At 69.2% G+C, this 16,074-nt stretch carries 20 protein-coding genes; 11 read left to right on the forward strand and 9 right to left on the reverse strand.

Annotated features, from left to right (window positions below; genetic code table 11):
* Positions 1-34 precede the first annotated feature (34 nt).
* From C447_RS01595 to mch, 3 genes are read right to left on the reverse strand one after another with little or no spacing between them, the layout of a single operon-like run.
* On the reverse strand, positions 35-709 hold the full coding sequence (locus C447_RS01595) for an HAD family hydrolase (protein WP_007690204.1): 675 nt from the start codon (positions 707-709) through the stop codon (positions 35-37).
* A gap of 31 nt (positions 710-740) precedes the next feature.
* Positions 741-1,220: a hypothetical protein gene (locus tag C447_RS01600; RefSeq protein WP_007690207.1), complete on the reverse strand. Its 480-nt coding sequence runs from the start codon at positions 1,218-1,220 to the stop codon at positions 741-743.
* A complete protein-coding gene (mch, locus tag C447_RS01605; protein ID WP_007690208.1) occupies positions 1,217-2,149 on the reverse strand; it encodes a methenyltetrahydromethanopterin cyclohydrolase in 933 nt (310 codons plus the stop codon). The genes C447_RS01600 and mch overlap by 4 nt, the downstream gene beginning before the upstream one ends.
* Before the next feature lie 82 nt (positions 2,150-2,231).
* Between mch and C447_RS01610 the strand changes: the two genes are divergently transcribed.
* The gene (locus tag C447_RS01610) at positions 2,232-3,185 is read left to right on the forward strand and encodes a M48 family metallopeptidase (protein ID WP_007690209.1); all 954 of its coding nucleotides are present in this window, start codon (positions 2,232-2,234) and stop codon (positions 3,183-3,185) included.
* A 72-nt stretch (positions 3,186-3,257) separates the two neighbouring features.
* Positions 3,258-3,455 (forward strand): hypothetical protein, encoded by a 198-nt coding sequence (locus C447_RS01615; RefSeq protein WP_007690210.1) that lies wholly within the window; start codon positions 3,258-3,260, stop codon positions 3,453-3,455.
* Positions 3,456-3,492: 37 nt separating this feature from the next.
* On the opposite strand, the gene C447_RS01620 is transcribed toward C447_RS01615, so the two are convergent.
* Positions 3,493-3,807, reverse strand: coding sequence for a thiamine-binding protein (locus C447_RS01620; protein WP_007690211.1), 315 nt, complete (start codon positions 3,805-3,807; stop codon positions 3,493-3,495).
* 73 nt (positions 3,808-3,880) lie between these two features.
* On the opposite strand from C447_RS01620, the gene C447_RS01625 reads away from it, so the two are divergent.
* The gene (locus C447_RS01625; RefSeq protein ID WP_007690212.1) at positions 3,881-4,750 is read left to right on the forward strand and encodes an alpha/beta fold hydrolase; all 870 of its coding nucleotides are present in this window, start codon (positions 3,881-3,883) and stop codon (positions 4,748-4,750) included.
* Between the two features lie 39 nt (positions 4,751-4,789).
* The gene (locus tag C447_RS01630; RefSeq protein ID WP_007690213.1) at positions 4,790-6,163 is read left to right on the forward strand and encodes an NAD(P)/FAD-dependent oxidoreductase; all 1,374 of its coding nucleotides are present in this window, start codon (positions 4,790-4,792) and stop codon (positions 6,161-6,163) included.
* Positions 6,164-6,179: 16 nt separating this feature from the next.
* Here C447_RS01630 and C447_RS01635 read toward each other — a convergent pair whose 3' ends face one another.
* The gene (locus C447_RS01635) at positions 6,180-6,626 is read right to left on the reverse strand and encodes an amphi-Trp domain-containing protein (protein WP_007690214.1); all 447 of its coding nucleotides are present in this window, start codon (positions 6,624-6,626) and stop codon (positions 6,180-6,182) included.
* Positions 6,627-6,748: 122 nt separating this feature from the next.
* Positions 6,749-7,411: a helix-turn-helix domain-containing protein gene (locus C447_RS01640; RefSeq protein WP_007690215.1), complete on the reverse strand. Its 663-nt coding sequence runs from the start codon at positions 7,409-7,411 to the stop codon at positions 6,749-6,751.
* A 233-nt stretch (positions 7,412-7,644) separates the two neighbouring features.
* On the opposite strand from C447_RS01640, the gene C447_RS01645 reads away from it, so the two are divergent.
* From C447_RS01645 to C447_RS01655, 3 genes are read left to right on the forward strand one after another with little or no spacing between them, the layout of a single operon-like run.
* Positions 7,645-8,688, forward strand: coding sequence for a mechanosensitive ion channel family protein (locus C447_RS01645; RefSeq protein WP_007690217.1), 1,044 nt, complete (start codon positions 7,645-7,647; stop codon positions 8,686-8,688).
* A gap of 59 nt (positions 8,689-8,747) precedes the next feature.
* Positions 8,748-10,037 (forward strand): AI-2E family transporter, encoded by a 1,290-nt coding sequence (locus C447_RS01650; protein ID WP_007690219.1) that lies wholly within the window; start codon positions 8,748-8,750, stop codon positions 10,035-10,037.
* Positions 10,038-10,077: 40 nt separating this feature from the next.
* A complete protein-coding gene (locus tag C447_RS01655; protein WP_007690221.1) occupies positions 10,078-11,046 on the forward strand; it encodes a quinone oxidoreductase family protein in 969 nt (322 codons plus the stop codon).
* Here the strand turns inward: C447_RS01655 and C447_RS01660 are convergent.
* Genes C447_RS01660 through C447_RS17830 form a run of 3 tightly spaced genes read right to left on the reverse strand, consistent with a single transcriptional unit; the run spans position 11,043 to position 12,758 of the window.
* Complete coding sequence (locus tag C447_RS01660) at positions 11,043-11,732, reverse strand: 6-hydroxymethylpterin diphosphokinase MptE-like protein (protein ID WP_007690223.1); 690 nt, start codon at positions 11,730-11,732, stop codon at positions 11,043-11,045. The genes C447_RS01655 and C447_RS01660 overlap by 4 nt on opposite strands.
* Complete coding sequence (folP, locus tag C447_RS01665; RefSeq protein ID WP_007690227.1) at positions 11,729-12,562, reverse strand: dihydropteroate synthase; 834 nt, start codon at positions 12,560-12,562, stop codon at positions 11,729-11,731. The genes C447_RS01660 and folP overlap by 4 nt, the downstream gene beginning before the upstream one ends.
* A 37-nt stretch (positions 12,563-12,599) precedes the next feature.
* Entirely contained in the window at positions 12,600-12,758 is a 159-nt protein-coding gene (locus C447_RS17830) for a hypothetical protein (protein ID WP_153300719.1), read from the reverse strand.
* Between the two features lie 165 nt (positions 12,759-12,923).
* Here C447_RS17830 and C447_RS01670 point away from each other — a divergent pair, with 165 nt between their 5' ends.
* From C447_RS01670 to C447_RS01685, 4 genes are all read left to right on the forward strand, one after another.
* Positions 12,924-13,946, forward strand: coding sequence for a M48 family metalloprotease (locus tag C447_RS01670; protein WP_237713449.1), 1,023 nt, complete (start codon positions 12,924-12,926; stop codon positions 13,944-13,946).
* 98 nt (positions 13,947-14,044) lie between these two features.
* The gene (locus tag C447_RS01675; protein ID WP_007690230.1) at positions 14,045-14,689 is read left to right on the forward strand and encodes a hypothetical protein; all 645 of its coding nucleotides are present in this window, start codon (positions 14,045-14,047) and stop codon (positions 14,687-14,689) included.
* A 140-nt stretch (positions 14,690-14,829) separates the two neighbouring features.
* On the forward strand, positions 14,830-15,321 hold the full coding sequence (locus C447_RS01680) for a hypothetical protein (RefSeq protein WP_007690232.1): 492 nt from the start codon (positions 14,830-14,832) through the stop codon (positions 15,319-15,321).
* Positions 15,321-16,052 (forward strand): RNA methyltransferase, encoded by a 732-nt coding sequence (locus tag C447_RS01685; protein WP_007690235.1) that lies wholly within the window; start codon positions 15,321-15,323, stop codon positions 16,050-16,052. The genes C447_RS01680 and C447_RS01685 overlap by 1 nt, the downstream gene beginning before the upstream one ends.
* Positions 16,053-16,074 lie beyond the last annotated feature (22 nt).

Consider the following 16,074-nt stretch of genomic DNA (forward strand, 5'->3'; position numbering starts at 1 on the left):
CGGGCCTGCACGTCCCTCGGGCCGGACGCCGACCCTATCGCCGCCACGGCGGCGACGCTAGGTCCGTCATCGAGTCGAGGACGTAGTCGGGCTCCGGGTCGGGAACCGAGCCGTCGTCGAGCCACGCGCTCCGGAGGCCGGCGGCCCGCGCGCCGGCGATGTCGGCGGCGAGCGAGTTGCCGACGTGGACGCTCGATCCCGGGTCGGCGTCGAGCGCGTCGAGCGCCCGGTGGAACGGCTCGGGGTCGGGTTTGGCGGGCGCGTCGTAGCCGGCGTGGACCACGACCTCGAACGCGTCGTCGAGGTCGAGGCCGGCCAGTTTCTGGGCCTGCATCGCCGGCGCGCCGTTCGTGACGACCCCGACGCGATGCTCGTCGGCCAGCGCCGCGACCGCCTCGCGCGCCCCCGGCAGGAACCGGACGTTGCGGTGGTCGCGCTCGGCGGTGTAGGCCTCGGCGACCGCGCGGCCGAGTTCGGGGTCGTACCCGCGGTCGGCGGCGAGCGCGGCGAAACACGCCGCGCGGAGTTCGTCGGCCGAATCCGTGGTCGCGGTGAACTCGTCGTATCGCGCGTAGTAGTCCTCGATCCCGAAGAAGGGCGTCACGTCCCGAGCCTCGAACGAGGCCGCGAGGAGTTCGTTGCCGGGCCGACGGTACTCACAGAGCGTGCCGTCGATGTCGAATAGAACCGTGTCGACCGGCGGGGTCATGCGGTGAGCGAAGGCGCGCCGCGACCAAAAGTCAGACGGCGCGGTAGCCGGCGTCGACCCGCTCGGCGAGCCCGAACACGACGGCCCATTCGAGGAGCCGCCGGACGCGCTCGCGCCAGTCGGACCGCCAGCCCGGCGACCGATTGCGTTCCCACGTCGGCACCGTCCCGCGAACGTGCTCGAAAACCCCGTCGACGTCGCGCGGGCCATCGGTTTCGAGGGCGTCGAGTACGGTACCGGCCGCGAACACGCGTTCGCGGAACGCGCGGGCGAGCGCCGCGTCGTCGGCCGCGTCGAGGAGGCGACGGTAGCCCGAACCCGTCTCCTCGACGAGGCCGAGCGCCCGGAGAAAGGTGATCCACTCGCGGGCGACCTCGCGCGAACCGACGTCGGTCGCCTCGACCACGCGGGCACAGCAGTCGTCCTCGCTCCCCGGCACCAGCGGGAGCGCCGCGCTCGCCTCGCGGACGAACGCCAGCGACCGGGGTTCGGGGGCGACCTTGAACCTCACAGCTCGAACGACTCGGCGAGGACCGCGTGGTCGGTCGCGCCGAAGGTGTGGGTCGGCCCGCCGACCACGTCGACGGTGACCTGGGCGGGCGCGAACAAGCCATCGGGAAGGTCCGCGAACGACCAGTCGACGTCGTCGAAGATCGCCTCGAACGGCGTGCCGTACTCGTCGGCGGCGGTCGAGGGGAGGTCGGCGAACCGCTCGAAGTCCTCGGCGACGGTGAAGTGGACCCGGCCGCCGTAGGCGAGCGCGTCGTTGGTCCTTGCGAGCGCGGTCGTCTCGTCGCCGGCGACCGGTGGGATCGGTGCGTCGGCGGCCACCGAGCGGATGTCGAGCGGGTCGTAGCCGAGATCCACGAGCCGGACGGTCGCGAGTTCGGCGGCGCGCGCGCCGACCGTGACGCTCCCGACGAGGCTCGCGGTCGGCACGCTGAGGAGGAAGAGGGAGTTGGCGGGGAGCGCGGCCCGGTCGGCGATGTGTTCGGCGACCTGCTCGGTCGGGAGGGCGTCGGCTTCGAGCGCGAGCACGCCGAAGTCGAAGTCGTCGCCGTAGCCGATCCGCGCGAAGACGTCCTCGTCGGCGACCAGGGCGCGCGCCGGCCCGCTCCCGAGCCCTTCGTAGTCCTCGACGCTCAGCTCCCAGCCCGCCTTCTGGGCGCAGAGCAACGCGAGCGCGGGCCGGTCGGTGGTGAGTTCGACGTGGGGCAGCGGCGCGTCGGCGACGGTCCCCATCCGGGTTCCGACGGTGGCGAGGCCGGCGGTCTGGATCTCCGCCAGCAACAGCCCAGCCTCGTAGCCGCCCGCCACGCCGTGGCCGAAGTCGAACACCGTCGTCCCGTTGTCGAGTTCGTCGGCGGCGATCCCGAGCTCGTCGGCGAAGTCGAGCGCCTCGTCGACGAGTTCGAGCGCCATTCGATTGAGGCTCTCCATGGCGACGCGTTCGCCCGGGGCTCTCAACCCTCTGTCGGTCCCGGGCGCGAAGGATTTTGCGTCCGCGGCCCGTAGACGGCCTATGGCCCACCTCGGACGCCGCGTGCTCGCCATCGGGGCGGGCACGTGGCTCCTCGTCACCGCGCTCCTCGCCGCCGCGACGGGCTACGGGCTGCTCCGCGCGCTCGTGCTCGACGGGAGCCTCGGGACGGTGCTCGTCGTCGCGATCGGCGCGGCGCTCGCGCTCGGCTACCTGAGCTACCGCTCCGGCAGCCAGCGCCTTCTCAGTCGTCTAGGCGCGACGCCGTTGTCGACGACGGCCGCGCCGGGCGTCCACGCGAGCCTCGACCGCCTCGCCGACCGGATGGCTGTCGACGCGCCCGCGCTCTACGTCGCGCGTCTCGGCCAGCCGAACGCGTTCGCGCTCGGGCGCGACACGCTTGTGGTCGACCGCTCGCTGCTTCGCCTCCTCGGCCCGGCCGAACTCGAAGCCATCCTCGCCCACGAACTCGCCCACCTCGCGGGCCGCGACACGCTCGTCCAGACGCTCGCCAACAGCCTCCTCAGAACCGTGACCGGCCTCGCGCTGGTCCTGTTCGCGCCGTTCGTCGCGGTCTTCGGGGTGGCCTGCTGGGGGCTCTCACTCCTGCTCGGCCGGCCGATGCGGGGTGCCGGAAGCGTCGCGAGCGGGCCGCGCCGCGCGGCGATGCGGCTCCTCGTGGGTCTCGTCACCGGGCCGACCGTCGCGCTCCGGGCGTACTCGCGCCGCCGTGAGTACGCCGCCGACGAACGCGCGGTCGACGTCCTCGACGACCCGCTGGCGCTCGCGCGGGCGCTCAGGACGATCCAGCGCGCCACCGAACCCGGCTTCGGGCTGTTCTCGTGGCTGTTCGGCGACGTCGAACGCGAACGGAGCCCGCTCGAACGCACGTTCGCGACCCACCCGCCGACCGACGACCGGATCGAGCGGGTTCGCGAGGCCGCCCGGACGCGCGGCGGGTCGGAAACGGGCCGCGGCCGTATCGAGGTCAACTGAGGAATCGATCGCGGTTTCCGGGACCGCCAACGCGAACGTTGAAGGGACCGACGGTCGATGTCCGGCCAACCGATGGGGAGACTCGATTCGTTCTCGGAGCGGCCACTGAGCTCGCGGGTCGCGCTGATAAACATGGGGCTCGACGTCGTCGGGATCGCCGTCAGTTTCGCGCTCTATCTCCTGTTCGGGGTCAACCTGCTCCTCGGGTTCCTCGTGACGATCATCGCGAGCGCCGTAATCGCGGGCGGCTACTTCCTCGTCAACCGATAGCGCGGCGGTCGGCGGGCTCGGAAACCCCGTATCGCGTCTACTCGCGGTCGCTCCGGGCGGCGTGACCGAGTTCGCGTTCGACCGCGTCGACCTTCTCACCGGCCGTCGTGGTCGCCGTGCGCTTGTCGTCGACCTTGAGCACCGTGCTCACGCGGTCGCCGTCGACGGCCTCGTGGGCGGCGCGCGCGGCCGCAAACAGCTCCGCCGCGGTGTCGGTTTCGATCACCGTACCCATCGGGTTGGTCTCGTAGGTCACGTCGAACTCGTCGAGCGCCGCGACGGCCTTCGCGACCTCGCCCGCCATGCTTCCCTCCCGAACCGGGGCCACGCTGAGGAGTGCGACCACTGTCATGGGGGCCGAACGGGCGCGCGCCACCTAACCCTGCCGCCACCACCGTTATGGGTTCGACGGCCACACACGGGTCATGGAATCGGCCCGCGTGACGGCCAACGGCATCGAATTCGCGTACCACGAGTGGGGCGACGGCGACCGGCTCGCGCTCTGCCTCCACGGCTTCCCCGACGACGCCGGGACGTTCGACACGCTCGCGCCGCGGCTCGCGGATGCGGGGTTCACCGTCGTCGCGCCCTTCATGCGCGGCTACGGTTCCACCGGCCCCGCCCCCGACGGCGACTACTCGGCGAGCGCGCTCGGCCGCGACGCGCTCGCGCTCGCCGACGCGCTCGGTGGGGATCTCGACCTCGTGGATCCCATCGTCGTCGGCCACGACTGGGGTGCCGTGGCGGCCTACGCCGCGGCGACCATCGACCCCGAGGCGTTCACCCACCTCGTCGGGATGGCCGTCCCGCCGGGCTTCCCGACGAACGCCCTCGGCCACCCGCGCCAGTGGCTCCGGAGCTGGTACATGGGCTTCTTCCAGCTTCCCGACCTCCCCGAACGCGCGCTCCGGGCCGAGGGGTTCGCGCTGGTCGAACTCCTCTGGGGGCTCTGGAGCCCGACCTGGGACTACCCCGAAGCGCGCATCGAGAGCGTGCGGGAGACGTTTCGCACGCCGGGAACCGTCGCGGCCGCGCTGGCGTACTACCGCCAGCTCGCCCGCGGGCTGGTGGCGCGGAACCCGTTCGCGGACCGTGACGGCAGCGGTATCGAGGTGCCGGGGCTGGTGGTCGCCGGCGCGGACGACGGCTGCATCGGCTCCGAACTCTTCGCCGACGTCGACGACGCCTTCGCGGCCGACAGTCGGGCGGTCGCGGTTCGCGGGGCGGGCCACTTCGTGCATCGCGAGCGCCCCGCGGTCGTGGCCGAGGAGGTCACGAGCTTCGTCGGGCGCTGAGACCACAACACACATTCGCGCCGGTCGAGGAGTCGGGATATGATCGGCATCGTCGGCGGCGGCATCTCGGGGCTCGCCGCGGCCTATCGGCTCCAGACGGCGGGCCACGAGGTGCGCGTGTTCGAGGCGAGCGGGGACGTCGGCGGTCTCGCCGCGACCTACGAGACCCGGGGCGACCGGATCGAGGCGTTCTACCACCACCTCTCGAAGTCCGAGGAGACCATCGTCGACCTCGCCGAGGAACTCGGGCTCGGCGACGCGGTCGAGTGGCGGCTCGGGAAGAACGCCTACTACGTCGATGGAACGGTCCACCCGATGGACACCCCCTGGGAGATCCTCGCCTACCCTCATCTCTCGCTCTACGACACGTTCCGGCTCGGGATGTTGACCCTCGACATCGACGTCCGCGGCGGGGTCCCGACGTTCGACAGCTACGAGGACCTCCGGGACTACGAGGACGTCCCCATCACGGAGTTCCTGCTCGACCACACCACCCGCGGGGTCTACGAGAACTTCTTCGAACCCCTCCTGGAGGCCAAGTTCGGCTCGCGGCGCGACGACGTGAGTGCGGCCTGGCTGCTGGGGCGGATCAAGTTCCGCGGCGAGCGCGACCTCCTGCGCGGCGAGTTCCTGGGCTACTTCGAGGGGGGCTTCCACCGGCTCGTCGACGCGCTGGTCGCCGCCGTCGGGCGCGAGAACGTCGTGACGGACGCGCGCGTCACGGACCTCGCCATCGAGAACGGCGCGGTCGAGTCGCTGACGGCCGAGACGGACACGGGCACCGAGACCCACGCCGTCGACGACGTCGTGGTGGCGGCGATGCCCAACGTACTAGAAGACCTCACGGGATACGCCTGTGAGATCGATTTCCAGGGTACCGTCTGCTCGGTGCTCTCGCTCTCGGAGCCGGTGATGGACACCTACTGGCTCAACATCGCCGACGAGGCTCCCTTCGGCGCGCTGATCGAACACACCAACTTCGTCCCGCCGGAGCGCTACGGCGACGAACACCTCCTCTACGCCGTGAGCTACGTACAGGACCCCGAAGAGCCGATCTGGCGGATGGACGACGCGGCCGTCGAGGAGACCTGGCTGATGGGCATCGAGGACCTCTTTCCGGACTTCGACCGCGGCTCCGTGAACTGGGTGAAAACCGCGAGAAACCCGCGGACGGCACCGGTCTACGAGCGCGGCTACCTCGACATGGTGGTGCCCTACGACCTCGGCGACGCGGTCGCGGAGGGCGTCTACTACGCCGGGATGGCGAGCCGGGCGCAGTACCCCGAACGCAGTCTCAACGGCGGGATCCTCGCCGGCTTCGCCTGTGCCGACCGGATCGCCGAGGGGGACGGACCCGGCCCCCGGCCGCGAACGAGCGACGGGGTCGGGGCGGTCGGCGACGGGGGTCGATAACGGGGTACGGGCCGGTTCAGTGGATGTCGAGTTCGCCCTCGTCGTCCGTTGGCTCGGCGTCCCACTGGAGCGTGAACGCGACGGTTTCGTGGCTGCCGGATTCGAGCATGCCGGCCGTGGAGTCGACCGCGACCTCGAACTGGATCGTCTCGGGCGGGTTGACCGTCGCGCTGTCGTTGCCGAGCGTGAACGTCACGCGCTCGTTGGAGCCAGCCGATTCCGCCTGATCACGTCGAGTGGTCTCGTCCACCTCGTCCGTCGCGGCCGTCGTCTCCGACCCCGACGACGACGACGCCGCGTCGTTCCCCGTCGTCTGTGCCGCATCGTTCTCGGTTGTCTGTGCCGCGTCGTCCCCGATCGTCCGTGTCGCGTCGTCGGTACCACCGAGTTTGTCGGCGAACCGGTGGAGATACGTCGCGACGTCCGTCCGGCTCATCTCGCGTTCGGTTTTGATGTCCGCCATGGCACCCCTCCGGGTACCGACCGACGTAGCCCCTCCCCGCGCGCTCGCCTGGGGTTTATACCCCACCGGGTCCTCGCCGCACCCTCCTCCACCGGGTTCTCACCGCATCCGCCTCGTCGGTCTCAGTCCTCCTCGTCGAGCGAGCCCCACCCCAACGCGTTCCGGACGAAGTTGCGGTGGCCCCGGCGGAGTCGTTCGGAGACGGACTGATACGAGATCCCGAACTCCTCGGCGAGCCCCTGGAGGTCGATCCCGCGGGGGATGTCGTAGTAGCCGAGTTCGAGCGCCGTGACGAGCGTCACGTACTGGCTCTCGGTGAGCCCGAAGCGACCGTGACGGGTGCTGTCGAGTTCGTAGACCTGCTTGAGGTCGATGGAGAAATCAGCGGCCTCGCAGAAGTCGTGGGTGGTCGCGAGCGAGTCCCGCGTCGGGAACAGCACGCGAAACCGCCATCGGCCGTCGCCGCCGCGGGCGTCGAGCACCGTCGCCTCCTCCTCGACGAGGATGTGGATCAGCACCCGGATCCGGTAGGTCCACGTCATCCGGTAGAGGAACTCCCCGTCGAGTTCCTCCAGCAGCGTGACGTGCTCGACGCTCGGGTCGTTCTCCAGCGCGTCCGAGAGCGCCGAGAGGTCGTCACACCGCACCCAGAGGTACGGGATCGCGGAGTTCCGATTGCGGGCGACCACCTGAACCACCTCGAAACGGGCGTCCGGCAGCGTATCGAGGGTCTCCCACAGCGCGAACTCGTCGGCGGGGAGTTCGAGTTCCGCGATCGTCGTCATACCTGACCGACGGCGGACGCCGACGTATAATTTCCCCGCCCGGTGTTGGGCGGTCGTCGACCGCACTCCGTTCGACCCCGAGCCTGTACTTTCAGGTACATCGGGTTCGTCGGGGAATATCTTCGGGTCGGGCCTGTATGTCCAGCGTGCGTTCTTATCGTTCGTGGCAGTGTATTCGCTGGTGTCGGGCGCTCACAGCGGCGGTATCGCCGTGAGCGACCCGCGAGACAACTATGAAATACTCGTACACAGTCAACGACGGTATCGTTCTCCAGCAGGTCCCCCAGTACCTCCAGGACACGGTCGCGAACATCATCGGGGCGCTCCCCGCGATCGTCGCCGCGATAGTCATCCTGGTCATCGGGCTCGTCGTCGGGCGGATCCTCGGCGGCGTGGTCGAGCGGGTCGTCAGACGGATCAACCCCGGTCAGTACACCCAGGGGACCCCGCTCGCCCGGCGTGACGTCGACGGCGACGTCGCGCAAGCGCTCGGCGACCTCGCGAAGTACATCGTCTACTTCCTCGCGCTCTTGCTGGCGCTCGACCAGGTCAACCTCCCGATCCCCGGCGACGTGCTCTCGGACATCACCACCGCCGGGCTTCGCGTGGTCGTCGCGGCGGCCATCCTGGTCGCCGGGTTCGCGGTCGGCCGGTTCGTCGGCGATGTCGTCACGGGCATCGTCGACGGGTTCGGGTTCGACAGCTACCTCCGTGGGACGCCGCTCGCCACGGTGACGGCGTCGGTCGGCGGCGTCGGGCGGGCGGTCGGCGTGGTCGTCGAGCTCCTGGTCTACTACTTCGCGGTGGTCGCCGCGGTCGACGCGCTCCAGTTCCCGGCGCTCGCGCGTCCCCTGGGCGCGTTCGTCGGCCAGCTCCCGCTCATCGTCGCCGGACTGCTCGTGCTCGTCGTCGGGATCTACCTCGCCGACGTGATCGGCGACTTCGTCGCGGGCATCGACCGGAGCCGGGCGACCGACATCGTGGGCATGGTCGTCCAGTTGTTCGTCTACTACGTGGTCGTCGTGTTCGCGCTCGACACCGCGGGCTTCGACACCACGGTGCTCCTCACCCTGCTCAACACGGTCGTGATAGCGTTCTTCGGGGCGCTCGGGGTCGCGCTCGCGCTCGCGGTCGGCATCGGCGTCGGCTGGGGCAGCAAGGACTACGTCGCCGAGAACATCGACGACTGGATGCGGCGCGCACGCGGCAGCGCCGCCGACCTCGCCGAGGAGGACTCGGGGACCGACGAGGGCTTCGACTCGCCGCCGAGCGACTGAGTCGCGGTCCCTGTATCGACGCACAACGACTTTTTACGGTCTCCCGACCTTCGCGTGACATGGCCTCCTCTCCCCTCGGCGACTACGACCGCTCGCGGATCCCGATGTGGATCGCGGCGGTCGTGCTGGTCTTCGCGCTCTCGTTCATCGTCTGGAAGTACATCGGCACGTTCATCCTCGGGCTGTTCGTCTACTACATCACCCGCCCGATCCATCGCCGGCTCTACATGGTCATCCGGAACCAGAGCCTCAGCGCAATAGTCTCCCTGCTCACGATCGCGGTCCCGGTGATCTTCCTGATCGGCTATACGGTCTACGTCGGGGCGATCCAGCTCGCGACGTTCGCCGAGAGCGCGGACCTCCAGCCCGTGCTCGACGCACTCCAGCCCTACGTCGGCGACCTGAGCACGACGAGCGCATCGAGCACCGACCCCGACGCGGTGCTGTCGTCGCTGACGAACGACCCCCAGCAGTTCCTGAGCGGCGGCGCGGTGGACACGGCGAACCAAGCGCTCGCCCCCGTCTTCGGCTACCTCGGTGCGTTCGGTAACGGGCTGATCCAGCTGTTCGTGGTGCTCGCGTTCGCCTTCTACCTCCTCCGCGACGACCACAAGCTCGCGGCGTGGTTCCGCAACGAGCTCGCGGGCGAGGGCTCGCCGGTCCACGCCTACCTGAAGGAGGTCGACCACAACCTGATGACGATCTACTTCGGGAACATCCTCAACGCCTTCGCCACGGCGATCCTCGCGGTGGCCTTCTACAACGGCCTCAACGTCTTCAGCCCCGCCGAGATCGCCGTCCCCGCCCCGACCCTGCTCGGCGTCCTCACCGGCGTCGGCAGCCTGATACCGGTCGTCGGGATGAAGATCGTCTACGTCCCGGTCGCGCTCCTGCTCGCGGTCGAGGCACTGCTCCAGAACCCCGCACTGATCTGGTTCCCCCTCGTGTTCGCGGCGGTCTCGCTGGTGATCGTGGACACCATCCCCGACCTGATCCTCCGGCCGTACGTCTCGGGTCGGGACCTCCACACCGGCGCGGTGATGATCGCCTACATCATCGGGCCGCTGCTGTTCGGGTGGTACGGTCTGTTCCTCGGGCCGCTGATCCTGGTGCTCGTGGTCCACTTCGCGCGGATCCTGCTGCCCGAACTCGTCCGCGGCGAGCCCGTCACCGCGAGCGCGACCGCGGGCAACCCGCTCGACCCGAACGACAACGTCTACTCGCCCGACCCCGCACCCGTCGACCCCGACGAAGCGGAGGTGGAGCGAGATTCGAGCGCGACCGACGACGGCGAATCCGCCGACGACCGCAACACCGCCTCGGGCGGGCCGTCCGACACCGACGACTGAGAGCGCAGCGTTATCCGAACGGAGGGCGAACGGTTCGGCGATGAAGGCCATCGAGGTGACGGAGTTCGGCGACAGCAACGTCATCGAGGCAACCGAGCGCGACGCGCCCGAACCGGGTCCGGGCGAGGTCCGGGTCGCGGTCGAGGCGGTCGGGGTGAACTTCGCGGACATCATGCAGCGCCGCGGCCACTACCACGGCGGGCCGAAACCGCCCTACGTCCCCGGGATGGAGGCCGCGGGCACTATCGACGCCGTCGGCGACGACGTCGAGCGCGAGGTCGGCGAGCGCGTCGTGGCGATGACCAACCAGGCCTACGCCGAGTCGGTCACCGCGGACGCCGCGGGGCTGTTCGACGTGCCCGAATCGATGGCGTTCGCCGAGGCGGCGGGCTTTCCGGTCCAGTTCCTGACGGCGCACAACACCCTCTTCGAGTGGGGCGGGCTGGAGGAGGGCGAGCGGGTGCTGGTCCACGCCGCCGCGGGCGGGGTCGGGACCGCCGCCGTCCAGCTCGCGAGCGAGGCCGGTGCGGAGGTCTTCGGCACCGCGAGCACCCAGGAGAAACGCGACCTCGCCGAACGCCTCGGCGCGGACCACCTGATCGACTACACGGAGACGGACTTCGCCGAGGCGGTCAACGAGGAGACCGACGGCGAGGGTGTGGACCTCGTGCTCGACGGCATCGGCGGCGAGACGAGTCAGCAGAGCCTCGACTGCCTCGCCCACGGCGGGCGGATGGTCGCCTACGGCGCGGCGAGCGGTCAACCGGGCCAGCTCGACACGAGCACGCTGTTGTTCAACAACTTCAGCATCTACGGCTACCACCTCGGCCAGGCGATGCAGCGCGACCCGGGCCGCGTGCTCGGCGCGGTCGACCACCTCACGGAGCTGCTCACCGGTGGGGACCTCGAAGTCGTAGTCGGCGAGACGTTCCCGCTCTCGGAGGCGGCGGCCGCCCACGAGTACATCGAGAACCGCGAGAGTTCGGGAAAAGTCGTCCTCGAACCCTAACCGACCGGCAACGCGCTGGTATCGATCCCCTCGCGCCGACCGTCGAGCACCGAGAACCGCTCGCCACGGCGCTGTTCGAGCCAGTAGAGCAACCGCTCGGCCCAGGCCAGTTTTCGACGTTTCGTCGCATCCACAGAATCGTCGTCGAGATCCCAGCCGGCGAATTGCAACTCACTCACCCCGCAATGGTCGGCGAGAAAGGCCGCGCGGTCGCCGTCGGTGAACCCACCGAAATTCCCCACCGCCTCCATCGGCGCGGCCTGGGTGGTCGCGAGCACGTTCCGGGTATCGAGGTCGGGGACCACGCGCTCGACCAAATCCCGATTGTCGCCGTGGGCGTGGACCGCGACCGCGGTTCCATCGTGGGAGAGCCGTTTCGCGGTTTCGGGGTTCTTGTCGAGGTCCGTCACCATGCAGTCGACCCCGACGCCGCAGTCGAGACAGCGGTCGGCGGCGGTCGAGGCGGCGAATATCCTGTGGAATTCGTCGAGTTCATCGAGATCCGATTCGAGCGAGGGGCCCGCACCGGCGACCACGACGGGTTCGCCGGCGACATCGAGACGAGCAGTGTCGAACGGTTGGGCGAACTCGGCGAGCCGGTCGCGAACCGCCTCGTCGGCGGCGCGCTGGAAGCCGAAGTCCGCGAGGACCGCCTCGTAGACGGGTTCCCATTCGGCGAAGTTCATCGCTGGGCGGTCGGGTCCGCGAGGTCGGAAGCGCCGAGCGCGTCGCCGATGAGGGCGGCGTCGCGGGTCTCGGCCACGTCGTGAGTCCGGATCACGTTCGCGCCGCGCTCGACCGCGAGGGCGGTCGCCGCGAGGCTCGCGGGGAGGCGCTCGTCGGTCTCCCGACCCACGACCTCGCCGAGGAAGTTCTTCCGATTTATCGAGACCAGCATGGGGCGAGCGAGGTCGCGGAACTCCCCCAGCCGATGGAAGATCTCGCGGTCGTCGTCGAGGGTCTTGGCCTCACTCCAGCCGCCGAAGGCGGGGTCGACGATCGTTTCGTCCGTGAGGTCACGGGCGAGCGCGTCGTGGATCTCGTCGACGGACGTGAGTGCCCCTGGTCTAGTGAGATCGGGCGGGCTTGCCATCTTCACCACTGCGGCATCGCGGGCCTCACAGGTCGGTGCCATCTCCGGGTCCGCGAAGCCACAGATGTCGTTCACCATGTCGAAGCCCGCATCGAGCGCGGCTGCGGCGACCTCGTGATACCGGGTCTCGATCGAGAACACCGCGTCGCGCGCGGTCCGGTCGAGGGTTTCGAGCGCGGTGTCGAGCCGGTCGAGCTCCTCGTCGGCCGAGAGCACCTCGAAGCGCTTGTTGGCGGATTCGAGCCCGATATCGACGATGTCCGCACCCTCCTCGACGAGGCCATCGACGTAGCTCGCGGCCTCGTCCGGGTCGGTGAACACGCTCGGGTCGTAGGTCGACTCGTCGCTGACGTTGAGCACGCCCATGACCCGCGGCGGATGGTCGTCGCCGATAGGGAGTCCGGCGGCCTCGACGGTCTGCATGGTCGATATCGGGGGTGGAGCCACAAAGACGGCCCGATTACGGACGGGGCTCGCGTCCGACGTTCGGCGCGAATCGGTCGTGGAGCACCGTCTCGCAGGTGTACGAGCAGACGTGATAGTTCGCGACCCCGTGGCTGACGGGGTCGGTCGATGCGGTGCCACGAAGCGGCGCGTCACAGACCTCACAGGTGTTCATCGGACACCGCGAGACTCGGACCCGGTCTCGATACCGTTTGCGTCCGGAGACCGGGGAGCGCTCGGGAGAACGACGTACCGCTCGTGAGCGCTCGGAGCGTTGGGGAACGAATCGGAAGCCGTCGGTGCGATAGCTATATTTCGAATCGGTTCGGGTTTACAGTAGATGAACTGGAGAGCAGAATGGAAACTCCGGGCCCGAATGGCGCTCGCGACCGTCGCACTGGGCGTCGTCGCGGCGGCCTTCGCGGGCGTGCTGTTCGGCGTGTTCTCGTATCTAGCTGCGTTCTTCGCGGCAAACGGCTACTTTCCACCGTCGCTGGCCGAGACGATGGGTGCGGCCGCAGCGGTGGTGTTCGTCGCGGGTATCGTCGCCGTCGAGTGGGTCTTCGGCGACACGCTCGTCCTCCGACACGTGAACGTTCGCGGGACGACCCCGGAGCGCTATCCCGACCTCCACCGGATAGTGAGCCGGACCGCCCAGCAGGCCGACCTCCCCGTTCCCACGGTTTCGGTGATAGAGACCGCCGCACCGCACGCGTTCACCGTCGGCTACACCCAGACCGGCGCGACGATGGTGGTCTCGACCGGACTGCTCGACGGCCTCACCGAGGACGAACTCGGAGCCGTCGTCGCCCACGAACTCGCCCACGTCAAGAACCGCGACGTCGCGGTGATGATGGCGCTGTCGCTCCCGACGGTGATCGCGAACGCCATTATGGAACGGGCGGAGCGCGCGATGAACAACGGAGAATCGTCGAACGGGTTCGGCCCCTTGGTCGGGGTGGTCGTGTTCGCGGTCGCGGGAGCGTTCTGGAGTCTCGGACGCGTTCTCCTCAGTCTCCTCTCGCGGTATCGCGAGGTCGCGGCCGACCGCGGGGCGGTCGCCATCACCGGCTCGCCGGCGACCCTCGCGAGCGCGCTCTCGACGCTCGACGAGACGTCGGTCAGCCTCCCGAGCGAGGACGTGCGATCGAGCGCGAGCGTGGCGGCCTTCTCTATCGTCCCCTTCGAGGCGGCGGAGACCGCCGACGGACCCGTGATGCTCGGGCCGGAGGGCGACCGGACGCCCTACCTCTACAACCGAACGGAACGATTCCGCGAGTTCGCGGCGCACGTGTTGCGCACCCACCCCGACACCGACGACCGGATCGAGCGACTTCGCGCACTCCAGCGGGCGATACGATGAAGCTCGCCGACTACCGCCACGAGGTCATCACGATCGTTCACCAACAGTCTAGATGGCTAGACGATCGGAATATATTCGGACATCACCAACGATGGTATATGTCCAAAGACGACGGCAACGACGAAGGCGGACTGACCCGGCGAAGTATACTTCGGAGGACGGGGGCGCTCGGCGTCGCCGGTGTGGTGGGCGTCGGCGGGTTCCAGTACTTCGCGGCCGAACCGGTCTTCGCGCTCGAAGAGCAGACCTTCACCGCCGACGACGTGAGCATCACCTCGGCGGACGGGTCGATAAACGACGTCTGGTTCCAGCCGAAACCCACCTACTCGTGGTCGGCGCTCGATTCGCCGCCGGAATCGATCGCGTTCACCCTCGAAGCCGAGGGCAACAACCTCAGCGGCTGGTACGAGACGATGGGAAGCGAGACCGAACAGCTCTCGGACGCCGGGGAGTCCGGCGAGGGCGAGTACACCTTCGAGGACAAACTCAGTCTGCTCGACAACTCGCGTTCTTGGACCAAATGGGAGTTCCAGGCGAACGAGGACGGCGAGACCGAGACCGTCGGCCCGATCGGCGTGAAGATCACGGCCGAACTCAGAACGGCCGACGGGGCGACACACACCGACACGAACCAAGCCGAGTTCAGCGTCGACGTCACCAACCAGCAGGTCGAGTTCGGTGGCCACGAGGGCGACAGCGGCAACGGCGGCGTCGGCGGGATCGCCGGCACCGGCGGGAACTGACCGGGCGGATTCGAACCACGCGAACGTCGCTCGCTGCTCACGGTTCGCTCCGCTCACATCTCCCACTCTCCCTTCGAACCGACGACCGGGTACGGACGGGGATACGCGTGGTTTTTCACCCCGAACGACCGATCCGGCGTATGGGGAAAGTCAGCATCGGGTTGCGGGGCTGGCGGTTCGACGAGACGGCGGTGTTCGACACCGACGGGGACCTGAAGCCGCTCGAAGCCATGGACCACGACACCAGACACCGCGTCGTCCGGCTTCGCCAGCTCGTCGGCTCGCCGTGTCACGCGTGCTGGCTGATCCACGGTGACGACCTCGACGCGTGCCACGAGGCCGCGTCGGTCTACGGCGAGCCCCTCCACGAGGTGGTGCTCTGTGAACACCACGAACCCGACTTCCTCTACTGGTTTCGCGAGCGGGGCGGGGCGAGCTACCGGGGCGAGGACGAACTCCAGGACGCCTTCCACGAGTGGTTCGCCGACGGGAACCGCGCGCCCGAGGAGTACGGCGGGATCGAACACGTCGACACCGACCCGTCGGGGGTGCCGGCGGCGGTCGGCGGGTCGGCGGCCGACGTCGAGCGCCAGGCTACTGCGGTCGACCTCGACGAGCTGGACTTCGAGTAATGGGGTCGCTATCGGTCGCGGTGGTCGGTGCGGAGACCCCCGGCAACGTCGGCACCATCGCGCGGGCGATGAAGAACTTCGGTTTCTCGGACCTGTTGCTCGTCGACCCGCCGGAACTCGACCCCGACGGCGAGGCCTACGGCTTCGCGGGACACGCCCGCGAGGACGTCCTCCCGAACCACGAGGTGCTCGGCTTCGACGACCTGGTTTCGGAGTATTACACCGTCGGTTTCACCGCCATCACCGGCGAGGACGACGGCCATCCGGTCCGGTACCCGTTCAAGAGCCCCGCCGAACTCCGCGACCATCTCGCCGGCCTCGATGCCGACGTCGCGCTCGTGTTCGGTCGCGAGGGCACGGGGCTGTCGAACGCCGAGTTCGCGAGGATCGACGAGGTGTGTTCGATCCCCGCGAACCCCGACTATCCCGTCCTGAACCTCGGCCAGGCCGCGACGGTCGCCCTCTACGAACTCCGGGAGCTGGGGCTCGCCGAGGTCCACCACCCCGACCGTCACATCCGGGCCGACGAAGCCGCGCTCGGCGGACTCTACGACCAGTTCGGGACGCTGCTGGAGACCATCGACCACCCGCCCGAGAAACGCGCGAAGACCGCCCGGCTGTTCCGCCGGCTGCTCGGACGCGCCCATCCGACGGGTCGGGAGGTCGCGACGCTTCGCGGCGTGCTCCGGGGTGCGATGTCGGCGATCGAACGAGCGCGGGACGAGGAATAACGAGAGGGGGCACGAGGCGTCG

The organism is Halococcus hamelinensis 100A6, assembly GCF_000336675.1.
In the GTDB taxonomy this organism is placed as follows: Archaea; Halobacteriota; Halobacteria; order Halobacteriales; family Halococcaceae; genus Halococcus; species Halococcus hamelinensis.